The sequence below is a fragment of the Salmonirosea aquatica genome (genome assembly GCF_009296315.1).
Taxonomy (GTDB): Bacteria; Bacteroidota; Bacteroidia; order Cytophagales; family Spirosomataceae; genus Salmonirosea; species Salmonirosea aquatica.
Window position 1 is genome coordinate 5,492,534 of record NZ_WHLY01000002.1, and the last position, 15,628, is coordinate 5,508,161.

General features: G+C 54.5%; 12 protein-coding genes. All 12 read left to right on the forward strand.

The genetic code is table 11. The features are described 5' to 3' along the window. Positions 1–63 precede the first annotated feature (63 nt). Positions 64–1,488 carry a cytochrome b N-terminal domain-containing protein gene (locus tag GBK04_RS23625; protein WP_152763988.1) on the forward strand — a complete coding sequence of 475 codons (1,425 nt, stop codon included), beginning with the start codon at positions 64–66 and terminating at the stop codon, positions 1,486–1,488. Between the two features lie 247 nt (positions 1,489–1,735). Further along, positions 1,736–3,553 (forward strand): thiamine pyrophosphate-requiring protein, encoded by a 1,818-nt coding sequence (locus tag GBK04_RS23630; RefSeq protein WP_152763990.1) that lies wholly within the window; start codon positions 1,736–1,738, stop codon positions 3,551–3,553. Positions 3,554–3,668: 115 nt separating this feature from the next. Next, positions 3,669–4,079 carry a DUF6841 family protein gene (locus tag GBK04_RS23635; RefSeq protein WP_152763992.1) on the forward strand — a complete coding sequence of 137 codons (411 nt, stop codon included), beginning with the start codon at positions 3,669–3,671 and terminating at the stop codon, positions 4,077–4,079. A gap of 2 nt (positions 4,080–4,081) precedes the next feature. After that, a complete protein-coding gene (locus GBK04_RS23640) occupies positions 4,082–5,170 on the forward strand; it encodes an enolase C-terminal domain-like protein (RefSeq protein WP_152763994.1) in 1,089 nt (362 codons plus the stop codon). Positions 5,171–5,180: 10 nt separating this feature from the next. Continuing rightward, entirely contained in the window at positions 5,181–8,486 is a 3,306-nt protein-coding gene (locus GBK04_RS23645) for an FAD-binding and (Fe-S)-binding domain-containing protein (protein WP_373331278.1), read from the forward strand. Beyond that, positions 8,483–8,914, forward strand: coding sequence for a PPC domain-containing DNA-binding protein (locus GBK04_RS23650; protein WP_152763996.1), 432 nt, complete (start codon positions 8,483–8,485; stop codon positions 8,912–8,914). Before GBK04_RS23645 ends, GBK04_RS23650 begins: the two co-directional genes overlap by 4 nt. 75 nt (positions 8,915–8,989) lie before the next feature. Further along, positions 8,990–10,483 carry a glycoside hydrolase family 15 protein gene (locus GBK04_RS31015; protein ID WP_373331279.1) on the forward strand — a complete coding sequence of 498 codons (1,494 nt, stop codon included), beginning with the start codon at positions 8,990–8,992 and terminating at the stop codon, positions 10,481–10,483. After that, a complete protein-coding gene (locus GBK04_RS31020) occupies positions 10,444–11,379 on the forward strand; it encodes a glycoside hydrolase family 15 protein (RefSeq protein WP_373331280.1) in 936 nt (311 codons plus the stop codon). Before GBK04_RS31015 ends, GBK04_RS31020 begins: the two co-directional genes overlap by 40 nt. Before the next feature lie 113 nt (positions 11,380–11,492). After that, positions 11,493–12,341 carry a cytochrome c oxidase subunit II gene (coxB, locus tag GBK04_RS23660; RefSeq protein WP_373331281.1) on the forward strand — a complete coding sequence of 283 codons (849 nt, stop codon included), beginning with the start codon at positions 11,493–11,495 and terminating at the stop codon, positions 12,339–12,341. A 47-nt stretch (positions 12,342–12,388) separates the two neighbouring features. Continuing rightward, positions 12,389–14,071 carry a cytochrome c oxidase subunit I gene (gene ctaD / locus GBK04_RS23665; RefSeq protein WP_152764000.1) on the forward strand — a complete coding sequence of 561 codons (1,683 nt, stop codon included), beginning with the start codon at positions 12,389–12,391 and terminating at the stop codon, positions 14,069–14,071. Beyond that, on the forward strand, positions 14,061–14,708 hold the full coding sequence (locus GBK04_RS23670) for a cytochrome c oxidase subunit 3 (protein ID WP_152764002.1): 648 nt from the start codon (positions 14,061–14,063) through the stop codon (positions 14,706–14,708). Before ctaD ends, GBK04_RS23670 begins: the two co-directional genes overlap by 11 nt. Positions 14,709–14,753: 45 nt before the next feature. Continuing rightward, positions 14,754–15,581 (forward strand): cytochrome c oxidase assembly protein, encoded by an 828-nt coding sequence (locus GBK04_RS23675; protein WP_152764004.1) that lies wholly within the window; start codon positions 14,754–14,756, stop codon positions 15,579–15,581. Positions 15,582–15,628 lie beyond the last annotated feature (47 nt).

Here is a 15,628-nt window from a genome sequence, read left to right on the forward strand (position 1 = left end):
AATCTGCTGGCATGAGAATGGAGAGGGGTAGGGTATCCCTTGCCATTCCATAAACTCAGACGGATGAGAAGTCTTTTCAAACGATTGTGGCGATGGATCGACGACCGCACCGGATTGTCGGCCACCATTGGCCCTCTGGCCAGACACAAGGTACCCCCTGGTTCCCGGTGGGCATACGTGTTCGGCAGTGCCACGTTGTTTTGTTTTCTGTTGCAGGTATTTACCGGGGTAGGTCTGGCTTTGCTTTATCAGCCTACCTCGAGCGAAGCTTATCAATCGCTCCAGTACATTACCTACCAGGCGCCACTAGGGGCTTTATTGCGGGGCTTGCATTATATGGGTGCCTGCGGCATGATCGTCATGATCGGTGTCCACATGATCCGGGTGTACCTGACGGCGGCCTATAAATTCCCCCGCGAAATGAATTGGGTCACGGGCGTCCTGCTGTTTATTTTGACCGTCGTCATGGCCTTCACCGGCCAGCTTTTGCGCTGGGATAGCAACGGTATCTGGTCTACGTTGGTGGGGGCCGAGCAACTGGCGCGATTCCCGTTCATTGGCCCGGCGCTGGCTTATTTCATTTTTGGCGGCGAGACCATCAACGGCCAAACCCTCATGCGGTTTTTCAATTACCATGTGTTCATCACGCCGGCCCTCATTTTCGGCATCGTGGGCTTTCATTTGTACCTGGTGATCCGCAATGGTATCTCGGAGCCCGCTAAAGCCGGGCGACCCGTAGACAAGAAGACCTACCGCCAATGGTACCAGGATTTGCTGGATAAAAAAGGGGTACCCTTCTGGCCCGATGCCGCCTGGCGCGATGTGGTATTCAGCGTGCTCGTGATTCTTACGCTGGTAGCATTGGCGATTTTTGTGGGAGCCCCCGAACTGGTGGGGCCTGCCGATCCTACCCAGGTAGACGTGAAGCCACATCCCGATTGGTTCCTGTTATGGCCCGACGCTCTGTACGCCCTGATGCCTTACGCGCTGGAATCGTACGTGATGTTCCTGATGCCGACCGTGCTTTTCGGGCTGCTTTTTGCCGTACCCTTCCTTTCGTTAGGAGGCGAGCGCGCACCGATCCGGCGGCCCTGGGCCATCGCGGGAGTGGTACTTACGCTCGCGGCGATTGTCTCGCTTACCTACATGGGATTGGAAGCACCCTGGGCCCCGGAGTTCGAGACCAAACAGGTAGCTGCATTCGCATCATCCGCGCCGGAGGTGGCGTTGGGCTATCGGGTTTTCTACGAAAAAGGCTGTCAGTATTGCCACCAGATGGAAGGGCAGGGTGGAAGCCGGGGCCCTGATCTGTCGGAGGTGGCCACCCGCCTTACAACCGAGCAAATGACCATTCGCATAGTCAACGGAGGGTACAATATGCCTGCCTTTGGCGGTTCGCTTTCCAGGCAGGAATTAACGGCCCTGTTAGACTTCCTGAATACCCGGCGGGCCTCAGCGAATAGGGAAAGTGCTTCCACAGCCCTGTGAACCAGGTACCTCGCCAGCCATAGCCACTATTAAAATCTTATTAAAACTTGGCCTTAGTCTCGGATTGCTATTTCAAAGGCAATCCGTAGTACGTGCTTGCCAATATACCTCTCAGCCCGCTCCTTCCCGTTTTTACCACCGGCTTCTGCAATTCTTCATACTGCTTCGATACACCGGAATGGCCGATGACTGGTGTAGTTTTTTGGACTTTTTCTGCAAACAAATTGTCCACCAAAATCCCTAAACCATGGCAAGAGACGTAAGCGACTTTATCATAGACCGCATGATCGAATGGGGTATCCACCGGATATACGGCTACCCCGGCGATGGCATTGGCGGCTTTTTCGGGGCTTTGGAAAAAGCCGAGAAAGCCGAAAAACCCATGCAGCTCATTCGCCCCACCCACGAAGAAATGGCCGCCCTCATGGCCGTAGCCCACGCCAAATTCACCGGCGAAGTAGGCGTGTGCGTGGCTACTTCCGGGCCCGGAGCCATGCACCTGATCAATGGCCTATACGATGCTAAAATGGATAATCAGCCCGTAGTAGCCATTGTGGGCCAGCAGGCGCGCGTAGCCCTGGGTAGCGATTTCCAACAGGAAAATAACCTGGAAACTACCTTTGCCGACGTGGCCGAGTTTGTCAAAACCGTTACGACGCCCATGCAGGCGCAACTCGTGGTCGACCGCGCTTTCCGTATTGCCAAAGCTACCCTGCGACCCTGTGTCATTATCCTGCCCAACGATATTCAGAAAGCAGACTTTGAAGAGCCCACGCAGGAGCACTTCGTTTCACGGACGGGGGTAGGTCATGCCTCGACCCGCATCGTTCCACCGCTGGACGAACTCCAGAAAGCTGCTGATATACTTAATTCGGGTAAAAAAGTGGCTATGCTGGTAGGGCAGGGTGCGCTGAATGCCACGGATGAAATCATTGAAGTGGCCCGAAAAACCGGCGCGGGTATCATCACAGCTTTGCTGGGCAAGGCCGCTGTCCCTGCCGATGTGCCTTTCCACACCCACCACCTGGGGTTGCTGGGTACCAAGCCCAGTTACGATATGATGATGGACTGTGACACGCTGCTGATGGTAGGGAGCAATTTTCCTTACGGAGAATTCATGCCCAAAACCGGACAGGCACGCGGCATTCAGATCGACCTGCTGCCCCGTCACCTTTCCCTACGTTACCCGATGGAACTGAATCTCTGGGGCGACTCGAAGGAAACGCTGGCCACTTTGCTACCCCTCCTGAAACAGAAGGAGGATTTGAGCTGGCAGAACGATATCATCGAAAACATGAAGCAGTGGAAAACGGTCAATGAAAAGTTGGCGATGGTGGAAGCCGACCCCATCAACCCGCGCCGGGTATACTACGAACTGAATAAGCAGTTGCCCGACAACAGCATCATTACCGCCGATGCGGGTAGCACCGCCGACTGGTACGGCCACCATGTGCATATGAAACGGGGGATGATGGGCAACTTGTCGGGCCGCCTGGCTACCATGCTGGCAGCCATGCCTTACGCCATCGCCGCCAAATTTGCCTTCCCGGAACGTCCGGTCATTTGTACCATCGGCGATGGGGCCATGCAAATGCTGGGGATGAACGGCCTGATTACCATCAAGCGCTACTGGGAAAGCTGGAGCAATCCTACCTTCATTGTCATGGTACTGCATAACGACGACCTGGCGCAGGTGTCGTGGGAAATGCGTATTGAGGACGGGAATCCGCGTTACGATACTTCCCAAAAGTTGGAACCGATGGATTATGCCGCCTACGCCCAGACGCTGGGTCTGCACGGAATCCGGGTCAATGATCCCGAAAAGCTGGAGGACGTATGGCGGGAGGCTTTTGCCGCCAAAAAACCCGTGGTACTGGACGTGATGACCGATCCCAACGTACCGCCGCTACCTCCGCATATTTCCTTCGAGCAAGCCAAAAACTTTACCTACGCCATGCTCCAGGGTGGCGATCCCGAGCGAGGTGGTGCCTTCAAACAGGCCGTCAAAGGCGTGGTAGCCGACGTGGCGGGTACCGTAAGTCACAAGTTGGGATTGGACGATTAGTTAATGCGTGACTGAGAGGTGGTACCCTAGCATGGGGCGGATTAACGCTAAGCATTCATCCGCCCCATGCTAGGGGGCTGCCGGGCTATTTTCTAACCTCAAACCAAAAATAAAAATGAAAGAGAGCATCGAAAAACTAATGAGAGCCTACGAAAGGGCTTTTGACGCGCTTGACGCTCAGGCCCAGGCCGCTCTTTTTGGGGATTCTTTTATCGTCGCGGGACCGAAAGGTATCGTCACGCACTCCAAAGACGAGTTTGTTGAATTCGCATCGAAGGCGGGGGAGTTTTATAGAAGTATCGGCAAAAAATCCACCAAAGTACTCACAATGAAAGAAGAGCCCATCAGTCATGAATATTCGAGGGTTGAGGTACATTGGGGGGTTACTTTTGAAAAAACCGGAGATGAACCCGTTGAATTTGATATAAGCTACATTGTACAAGATACAGGGGGTGAGCCAAAGATTATCATGTTCATCACCCATACGGATGAGCAGGAGAAAATGGAAGAACTTGGGCTATTATAAGCATGAGTATTCTAATCCAAAAACTTAAAGTAAGTGCTTACACCGTTCCAACCGATGGTCCGGAATCGGACGGGACGTTGGAGTGGGACAGTACCACGATGGTGCTGGTTGAATTGGAGGCGGGTGGCAAAAACGGCATCGGCTACACCTACGCCGATGCTTCAGTGGCGGTACTGATCAATAAGACTTTGCGGAAAGTAGTCGAGGGTGAAGACGCGTTGCAGATTCCGGCAATCTGGCAGAAAATGGTAAAAGCCATCCGTAACAACGGCAACAGCGGCCTGACGCACATGGGTATCGCGGCCATCGATGTGGCGCTGTGGGACTTGAAGGCCAAACTATTGGATTTGCCGCTGGTGACTCTGTTGGGTATGGCCAAAACCGAAATGCTGGTATACGGCAGCGGCGGCTTTACTTCCTACCCGACGGATCGGTTGCAGAAACAACTCGGCGATTGGGCCGATGCGGGCATTCGCTATGTAAAAATGAAAATAGGCCGCGAGCCGGAAAAGGATGTGGCGCGGGCCAGAGCCGCCAGGGAAGCCATTGGCGACAAAGCTACCCTTTTCGTCGATGCCAACGGGGCTTACTCCGTGAAAGAAGCCATCGAAAAAGCGCATCAGTTCGATGCGCTGGGTGTAACCTGGTTCGAGGAGCCCGTTTCGTCTGATGACCTGGCGGGATTGCAATTTATTCGTCAGCATGCACCCCGCGCTATGAATATTGCGGCTGGTGAGTACGGCTTTAACCTGAGCTACTTTGAGCGTATGCTGGATGCGGGTACCGTGGATGTGTTGCAGGCCGACGCCACCCGATGTGGGGGCATCACTGGCTTTCTGCAAGCAGCCACCATCTGCCAGGCGCATCATGTACCTTTTTCTTCCCATTGTGCTCCGGCCTTGCACCTGCACCCGGCTATGTCGCTGCCCAATTTTTACATAGCCGAATATTTCTACGACCACGTCCGGATCGAGAAAATATTCTTCGACGGGGTAGCCGAACCCAAAAATGGAGTACTAACGCCTGACCTTTCCCGATCTGGATTAGGGCTCGAGTTTAAAAGAAAAGACGCCGAGAGGTTTGAGATTTGAATTTTGAGATATGAAAAATGAACAGCAAGAAGAAACCTTTACCCTGCCACCGGTAGAATACGAAAAAAAATACACCCACTATGAGGGGATGATCACCGTGAGGGCAAAAGGCGGTCCCAATCCCGACCAGCCGGACTACGCCCAGGAACTGGCCGCCGAATTGTGCAAATCAATAAAAGGCGAGGTACGTTTTGACGCCGGCAGCCGGGCTACCTACTCGACCGATGCCTCCAATTACCGGCAGGTACCTATCGGCGTTGTACTTCCCCGGGACGAGCAGGATGTGCTGGAAATAGTTCGTCTTTGCCATCAGTACGGCGCACCTATTACCTCACGGGGTGGAGGTACCAGCCTGGCCGGGCAGACTTGCAACGTGGCAGTGATTCTGGATTTTTCCAAATATATGGATAAGGTACTGCGCATCGACCCTGAGACCCGAACGGCGGTCGTGCAGCCGGGCTGTATTCTGGATACGCTACGGTCTGAGACTGAGGAAAAATATAACCTCACCTACGGCCCCGATCCCGCTACGCACATGTACAACACGCTGGGGGGCATGATTGGGAATAATTCCTGCGGAATACATTCCGTGATGGCCGAATTCTACGGACACGGTCCGCTGACGGTGCATCAGGTGGAATCGCTTGATATCGTGACCTACGACGGGGTACGGATGACCGTTGGGGCTACCTCCGAGGAAGAATTATACAAAATAATCGCCGAGGGCGGACGGCTGGGCGAGATCTACGCGGGTCTCAAAGCCATCCGCGACCGCTACGCCAAACTGATCCGGGAAAAATTCCCCCAGATTCCGCGTCGGGTGTCGGGTTTCAATCTGGATTTCCTGCTGCCCGAACACGATTTCAACGTGGCCCAGGCCCTGGTTGGGTCGGAAGGTACCTGCGTCGTAATTCTGTCGGCTAAGGTAAAATTGCAGCATTATATTAAAGAACGGGTACTGGTGGTGTTAGGGTACCCCAGTGCCTACGAAGCGGGCGACCACGTACCCGAGATCATGCAGCACAAACCTACCGGTTGCGAAGGCATCGACCATAAGCTGATCGGCTACATGGAGCAGAAGGGGATGCATCCCAAAGATATTCAGATGTTGCCGGAGGGAAAAGGATTTTTGTTTGTAGAGTTTGGTGATGACACCAAAGACAAAGCCGAAGCCCAGGCCCGGAAACTCATGGACGAACTCAAAGGCAAGGACGATGCGCCTTCCATGAAGCTTTTCACCAAGGAATGGGAAAAGAAGCACCTATGGAACGTGCGCGAAGCGGGCCTCGGGGCAACCGCCCATGTACCCGGCATGGATCCCACGCATCCGGGCTGGGAAGATGCGGCCGTGGCTCCCAAAAACGTAGGTAAGTACCTGCGCGAATTCCGCGACCTGCTCGACGAATTCGGCTACGATTGCTCGCTCTACGGCCACTTCGGGCAGGGTTGCATTCATTGCCGCATTGATTTTGACTTATCCACCACACAGGGCGTACAGCAGTGGAAGGAGTTCCTGAATCGTGCGGCGCATCTGGTGGTGAAGTACGGCGGCTCCCTCTCGGGCGAGCATGGCGACGGGCAGGCGCGGGCTTCGCTCTTACCCATCATGTATGGCGACGAACTGGTCCAGGCGTTTGGCGAATTCAAAGGTATCTGGGACCCGCAGCACAAAATGAATCCCCACAAAGTGGTGGATCCCTATCGGCCCGACGAAAACCTCCGCATGGGGCCTGATTATGCTCCCGAAGAACAGGAAACGTATTTCCAGTTTCCTGATGATAATTTCTCGTTTACCAATGCGGTGTCGCGCTGTGTGGGCGTAGGCAAATGTCGTAGCGACGAGGGTGGTACCATGTGTCCCAGCTACATGGTCACACGCGAGGAAGAGGACTCTACCCGGGGGCGTTCGCGGTTGCTGTTCGAGATGCGGCGCGGCGACGTCCTGCCCGACGGCTGGCACGACGAGCACGTCAAAGAATCCCTGGAACTTTGCCTGGCTTGCAAAGCCTGCAAGAATGAATGCCCGGTCAATGTGGACATGGCTACCTATAAGGCCGAGTTTCTGGCCCATTATTACAAAGGAAAATTACGCCCCATGCCCGCCTATACCATGGGCTTGATTTACTGGTGGGCGCGAATTGCCAAGCCTATTGCTCCCATCGCCAATTTTTTTACCCAAACCGAGCCCTTCGCGACTCTGATCAAAAAAGCCGGCGGTCTCGCTCCACAGCGCAGAATGCCCACCTTTGCCAGTCAGAGCTTCGTGGACTGGTTCCGAGCCCGCACCACTAGTTTTCCGCCCGATCCAGCACCCTACTTGCATACCGATGGAGCTAAGGAATTGGAGCATGAGGATGTACCCCGCTTTCAGGAAGCTACCTACGAATCCGAAAGCAATCCGCATAACGAGGATGGCAAACGGCTCAACACCCACGCTGAAAAGCAACCCTTCACCACAAAAAGGGTATTGCTCTGGCCCGACACGTTCAACAACTACCTGCTTCCCGAAGCGGCCAAAGCCGCTGTGGAAGTGCTGGAACGGGCGGGCTATACCGTCGAGATTCCGACGAGGCCGCTTTGCTGCGGGCGTCCGCTCTACGATTTCGGAATGCTGGATTCGGCCAAACGACTCTGGGAGCAAACCATCGAACATCTCAAGCCTTACCTACAGGATGGGGTACCTATCGTGGGTTTGGAGCCAAGCTGCGTGGCGGCTTTTCGCGATGAACTGATTAATCTTTTTCCCCATAATGAAGAAGCCAAACGGTTGGCGCACAGTACGTTCATGCTGAGTGAATACCTGGTGCGGCAACAGTACGTACCGCCGCAGCTCAAGCGCAAAGCCGTCGTCCATGGCCATTGTCAGCACAAGGCGATCATGCACATGGATGCTGAGCTGGCGATCCTGAAGAAAATGGGCGTGGAATACGAGCTGCTGGATTCGGGCTGCTGCGGCATGGCGGGATCGTACGGCTTTTCGGCCGACAAGTACGACATCTCGATCCGGGCCGGGGAACGGATATTACTTCCCAAGGTACGCGAAGCCGACGCGGATACTCTGGTGATCTCCAACGGATTTAGCTGCCGGGAACAAATCGAGCAGCAGACAGAGCGCGGCGGTATGCACCTGGCGCAGGTCATTCAGATGGCTCTGCACGAAGGCCCGGCGGGCGCTGCGGGCGATTTTCCGGAAAAGATAAACTATAACAAAAGAGTATCGGCTCCCGGCCCGAAGGTACCCCTGCTCGCGTTGGTGGGTGTCGGCATTCTGGCGGGCGTGACGACCTATTTTTTACATAAAAACCATAATACATGAAATCGCAACTCATCAATGACAACGGCGAGAAGACCTACGCCCTAGTTCTGGACGATGGCGACGAGGCCATCGCCAGCATTACGAAATTTGCCAAAGAGAAAAACCTGAACGCCAGCCAGTTTACGGCCGTTGGCGCATTCAGTCGCGTGGTGACCGGATTTTTTGACTTTTCGATCAAGGACTATCGGAAAAATAAAATCGATGAACAGGTGGAGGTACTGGCACTGACGGGCGACATAGCCACGCACGAAGGTACCCCCAAAGTTCACGCGCACGTTGTGGTAGGTAAGTCCGACGGTACGGCCCACGGGGGGCATCTGCTCGAAGGGTACGCGCATCCGACACTGGAAATAATCCTGACCGAATCGCCTGCGCATTTGCGCCGCAAAATGGACGAAAACATTGGGATCGCCCTGATCGAATTGTAAGAAAGATAATTAAACGCGCTTTGGCGGAAGTTTAGTGTTAATTTGGGTTTCATCGGTGTCTTAAACTTCTGTCCTATGTCAAGTTCTACAATTGCTTCCGGTGCACCGGGGATTCCGGCGCGATGGACATCCAGTGCCAAGTCGGGGGTAGGTACGTCGATCAACGCGGCTTCCGAAGTGAGCTTTACCCTAAGCCACGGCATTGTCAACGAGGTGTATTTTCCCCGCGAGGACTCGGCCTGTATCCGTGACATGGGACTGATTGTCACGGATGGAGAAAACTTTTTCTCCGAAGAAAAACGCCACGCTATCCACGATGTTGAAACCGTAGAAGACGGGGTGCCTGCTTATATTTTAACCAATACCTGCCGCGAAGGTAACTACCGCATTACCAAGGACATCGTAACCGACCCGCTGCGTGATACGCTGGTGCAGCGCGTCAGGTTTGAGGTGTTGAAGGGGAAAAAGGAAGCATACAGCCTGTATGTGCTGTTGGCTCCGCATTTGGGTAATCGGGGCGGCGACAACAATGCCTGGCTGGGCGACTACAAGGGGGTACCTATGCTCTACGCCCAGCGCGACAATCTTTGTGTAGCCCTGGCCTGCTCGGAACCGTGGAAAAAACGGTCGGTGGGTTATGTTGGCAAGTCGGACGGTTGGCGGGATTTGCACCGACATAAACAAATGACCTGGGAATACGAACGGGCTGATGAGGGCAATGTGGCGATGACAGCCGAAATCGACTTAACCCACGCCAACCCGGATTGTGTGCTGGCTCTGGGTTTCGGACGAAACGATACCGAGGCAGGTCACCGGGCCTGGGCGAGTATTACCGATGGTTTTGAGGAAATTCAAAAAAGGTACGTCAAAGAATGGCACGATTGGCAGGAATCACTGATTTCTTTGAATTCTCCCAAAGAACGGGTAGGGGAGTTGTACCGGATCAGCGCCGCTGTACTGCGGATGCACGAATCCAAACGATTCCCAGGCGCCATGATTGCGAGTTTGTCCATCCCCTGGGGTTTCTCCAAAGGTGACGATGACATCGGCGGCTATCACCTGGTGTGGCCGCGCGACTTGGTGGAGTCATCGGGCGGGTTGCTCGCCCTGGGTGCCGATTTAACGGCTTCCCGGGTGCTGAAATATCTGTTGATCACGCAAGAACACGACGGCCATTGGTCGCAGAATATGTGGCTGGAAGGCATCCCCTATTGGAAGGGTATTCAATTGGACCAGGTAGCCCTGCCCATTCTGCTGATCGAGCTGTGCCGTTGCCACAAGGCGCTCCCCGCCCAGGTAGCCCACCACTACTGGAAAATGGTGCGGAAAGCGGTGGCGTTTCTGGTACAGAACGGCCCCGACACCCAGCAGGACCGCTGGGAGGAGGAAGCCGGCTGGACTCCCTTTACGCTGGCCACGGAAGTAGCTGCCCTGGTGGCGGCCGCTGAGTTTGCAGAAGAATATGGAGAAAAAGCGATGGCAGAGTACTGCCGACAGACCGCCGATGCCTGGAACGACCGCATTGAGGATTGGACGTACGTGACAGGTACCCCCTTGCCGAACAGGTAGGGGTAGAGGGGTACTACATCCGGATCAATCCCAGTGGGGTACCTACCTGCGATTTGAAGGGTCAGTTTCTAAAAATCAATAATTTACCTGACGATAAAGCCGAGGTGTTAGTCACTGAGCTGGTGTCGGTGGATGCCCTGGCGTTGGTGCGCTTCGGTTTGCGCGCAGCCGATGATCCCCGTATTTTGAACACCATCAAGGTCATCGATGCCGTACTGAAGGTAGATACGCCCACGGGTCCCTGCTGGTACCGCTACAACCATGATGGCTACGGCGAGCATGAGGATGGCAGTCCGTTCGATGGGACAGGAATCGGGCGTGCCTGGCCTTTGCTGACTGGCGAACGGGCTCACTACGAAATTGCCGCCGGAAACCTGAAAGGAGCCCGAAAGCTGCTCGAAACCATGGAGTCGTTTGCCAACCACGGCCTGTTTCCCGAGCAGATCTGGGATGCCGACGACCTACCCGAGCGGGAGCTTTTCTTTGGAAAATTCTCCGGCTCGGCCATGCCGCTGGTGTGGGCCCATGCGGAGTATATCAAGCTTTGTTGCTCCATCAAGGAGAAGAAAGTATTTGATCTACCCCAACCGGTGTACGCCCGCTACGTCGAAAATAAACAGGAATCTGCTCAGGTGGCCTGGCGCTTCACTCAGCCAATTACAACGCTACCGGTGGGCAGGGGGCTGCGGATTGAAACCCGGGCCGCTGCGATGATCCATTGGACAGCGGACAACTGGGAAACCTCGAAAAAAATCAGCACGCGTGATACTGGTCTGGGGATATACTTTGCCGATCTGCCGGTTCGGAAAAAGAAATCAGGGCGGATTGAATTTACGTTCTACTGGGAAGAAGCCGAATGTTGGGAAGGAAAGGATTTTACGGTTGAAATCGTGTAAGGAGGGTACCCTATGCTAGCCATACTATCAGATACGCTTTTTTTGCCTACCGCCTCCGCGGATAGTGAAGCTATGCGGGAGTTGTTTGTCTATTTTCTGTGGGCGGCGGGGGGGTGCTATTTCTGGTGATAGGTTTGGTGGTCTTTTACTCCTTACGCTACCGCCGAAAAGCAGGCGAAACGGATGAACCCCAGCAATTCCATACACACAGTGGATTGGAGATTGGCATATTGGCGGCCACAACGGGCGTAATGGGGATTTTCTTTTTCCTGACCATAACTACCATGCTGGCCGTCAACGATAACCCCGCGCCCGACCGGCCGCCCGACCTGGTCATCATCGGCCATCAGTGGTGGTGGGAGGCGCGCTATCCAAATTCGGGCGTGGTAACGGCCAACGAAATCCATATCCCCTCGGGAAAGCGGCTGCTGGTGGAAGTACGCTCGGCCGATGTGATTCACGACTGGTGGGTACCCGAACTGGGCCGCAAAATGGACATGATTCCCGGGACCGCCAACCATCTTTGGATGGAAGCCCGACATCCCGGTACCTTCCTGGGTACCTGCAGTGAATTTTGTGGTACCCAACACGCCTGGATGCGGATTCAGGTTATTGCGCAGGCGCCCGATGCTTTTGCCGCCTGGGAACGGGCCCAGTTGCAGAAGCCCACCGCTGTGAACGGAGCTGTGGCGGCGGCCGGAGAAACCCTCTTCCAGCAGAAAACCTGCGCCAACTGCCACGCAATTGCCGGAACAAAAGCGAACGCGCGCATCGGGCCCGATCTGACCCACCTGGGTAGCCGGAATACTTTGCTGACCGGAATGTTGGAAAATACCCCGGAAAACCTGACCCGCTGGCTCGATAATCCGCAACAGATAAAATCCGGCGCGCACATGCCGAATTTTATTTTTACCAAAGCGGAGGTAGAAGCTTTGGTTGAGTACCTGGAGCATTTGGATTGAGAGGTACCGGATGGATTGAAAACAAGGGTGTCCGAAAAAGCAACTCTATGGAAAAAGTCATCGTCCCAGAACCCCATGTACCTTTGCCCTCCGGCAAAACCGACCGGTCGCTGTTGCAATGGATGGCCTCGGTTGATCATAAGCAGCTGGGTATCATGTACCTGCTCACGGCTTTGCTGTTTTTTATTGCCGGCGGAATCGAAATCCTGCTGATTCGGATTCAGTTGATTACGCCCGACAATACTTTTCTGGGACCGGATTTGTACAATCAGCTATTCACGATGCACGGTACCACGATGATTTTTCTGGTACTGATGCCAACGCTGATCGGATTGGGCGTATACCTGGTACCGCTGATGATTGGCGCCAACGAGATGGCATTTCCCCGTCTGAACGCATTCAGCCTGTGGATGACCCTGCTCGGGGGACTCATCCTCTATTTCAGTTTTCTGGATGGCGGCGGCGCGCCGGCGGCAGGCTGGTTTAGCTACGCGCCGCTGAGCAGCAGCCATTATTCGTCTACCAAGGGTGTGGATTACTACTGCATTGGCCTCATTCTGACGGGAATCGGCTCAGTAACCGCCGCGCTGAACTTGGTAGTTACGATCCTGACATTGCGTATTCCCGGTATGGATTTTCGCCGGTTGCCCGTTTTTGTATGGATGATGTTCATCACCGCGTTCCTGATTCTGGCCGCCTTCCCGGTCCTGAATGCCGGCCTGGTCATGCTCCTGATCGACCGTCAGCTCAACGCCCATTTTTTCTCACCGGCTTCGGGCGGATCGGCTATCTTGTGGCAGCATTTGTTCTGGGCGTTCGGCCATCCCGAAGTCTACATTTTGGCCCTGCCGCCGTTTGGTATCATCTCCGAGGTCATTCCGGTGTTTTCCCGACAGCCCATATTCGGTTACCGGTTTCTGATCGGCTCGGGAATCGCCATTGCTTTGCTAGCCTTTGGTGTTTGGATGCACCACATGTTCGCGGTGGGGTTGGGAAATCCGATCAACGGGTTTTTTGCCGCTGGAAGTATGCTCATCGGTATTCCCACGGGTATCAAAGTTTTCAACTGGATTCTGACCATGCGCGGCGGTTCCATCCGGTTCACGACTGCCATGTTGTTTGCGGCTTCGTTTATCGTGGAGTTCACCATTGGTGGACTGAGTGGCATTTCGTTTGCGCTGGTACCGCTCGATTGGCAACTGACCGATACTTACTATGTAGTGGCCCACATCCATTATGTATTTTTGGGAGGTACCTTGTACGCAGTGTTCGCCGGTTTGTTTTACTGGTTTCCCAAAATTACCGGCCGCAAACTTTCCGAACGATTGGGCCGGATTTTCTTCTGGCTGTTCTTTTTGGGTTTCAACCTCACGTTTATGCTCCAGCACGTGCTGGGGATTCTGGGTATGCCCCGGCGGGTGTACACCTACCCCGATTTGCCCTACTTCGGCCTGTTGAACCTGCTTTCGACGGTAGGTGCTTTCCTGATGGCGGCGTCCATTGGCCTGTTCTTTTGGAATATCCTAACCAGCCTCCGCAAGGGTGAACGTGCCGGTGACGACCCCTGGAACGCCTGGACGCTGGAATGGGCCAGTTCCTCGCCACCGGCGTTGAAAAATTTCGATAAGGTACCCCCGGTACGCAGCCTGCGCCCGTTGTGGGATTTGAAACATCCCGAAAATCCGGACTGGAAGAACGAAAAATCGAAACAAACCCGTAATGAAAAATAAGCACCCAAATCCGCTCGGGGCCGACCGTGCCGACCGATTGGCCGTCGCTTCGCAACAGTACGTACCCATCCGGCGCGAACTGCCCGAACGCGCGCGGCGGCAGTATGAGCTATTGATAAAATTTTTCGTGGCGTCGGAATCGTTTTTCTTTATGGCCCTCATCATCTCTTACCTATACTACCGAGGGGTGAACCAGATGATTGATATGACGGACCAGGTTCTCAACGCCCAATCTACCGGGATGTTCACCGCGTTGCTGGTTCTGAGCAGTGGTACCCTTTGGTGGGGCCGCCACCACCTAGAAAGGCAGAAGCCTGTACGGCTGGCCTGGGGACTGGCCGCGACCATCGCCCTCGGCGCGGTGTTCCTGTACGGACAGGGCCTTGAATACGCCCATTTGCTGCGGGAAAATGTCACGGTGGATCGTAATATTTTTGGCTCGGCTTTTTTTACCCTCACCGGATTCCATGCCCTGCACGTTTTCGTAGGATTGATTCTTTTATCGATCGTCTTGATTTTGACCCTATTGGGGGACTTTACGGGTCCGCGTTCGGCCGCCGTCGCCGCCACCGAATTGTACTGGCATTTTGTGGATGTGGTCTGGCTGATTGTTTTTACTGTGGTGTACCTTATTTAATGACGACCGCGGGGCGGCTGGCGTCCCAGTGAAAGATGTTGCACGATGAATACTGAACAATTACTAACCGAAACCTGGGATTTCTCGCCCGGCCTGCTCCTGAGCATTGTGTCGATGGGGGCACTTTACGGGTATAGGATAAATTTCAGATTCACCCGCCAGAGCGTCTGGTTTTTGGCGGGACTGGCGCTGCTGCTGCTTACGCTGGCCTCGCCGCTGCATTTTTTGGGTGAAGGGTACCTGTTCAGTGCCCACATGGCGCAGCACATGCTGCTGTTGCTGGTCGTGCCGCCACTGTTGCTGGCCGGGATTCCAGCGGAGATTTTTGGAAAAAACTTTAAAGCAAAGTTTAAAATTCCTCCCGCCCTATGCTGGGTGTTGGGCGTGGCAATCATGTGGTTCTGGCATATTCCAACCATTTTCAATGCCACCATGCCGACCAATTCGGGAATTCCGATCTGTGGGATCGATGCCGGGCCGTTCGCGGGCTTGCTGCACGGAGCGCAAACCGGTACCCTGCTTGTGGCTGGTTTGTTTTTCTGTTGGCCGATCCTCTCGCCCCTCCCTTCGCACCGGCTACCCGATCTGAAGGGCATTGCCTACCTTTTCTTGGCTTGCATCGGCTGTTCGCTGTTGGGGCTGGGCATTACCTTTTCTTCTCATCAGCTATACAGTGCCTATGGTTCACCCATCGACCCGACAGGCGCGATGCATCTGGTACGCCAAACGTGGGGGATTACGCCCGCCGCCGACCAGCAAATCGGGGGCCTGCTGATGTGGGTTCCTGGCTGCTTTATCTACGTTTCGGCGGCCTTGTTTTTGCTGGGGCGGTGGTTTGGAGAGGAAAATTACAAAATCGGGCTGAGTGATTGAGCGAATACATAGAAAGAACACTATTCACTCAATCACTCAGCCCCTCA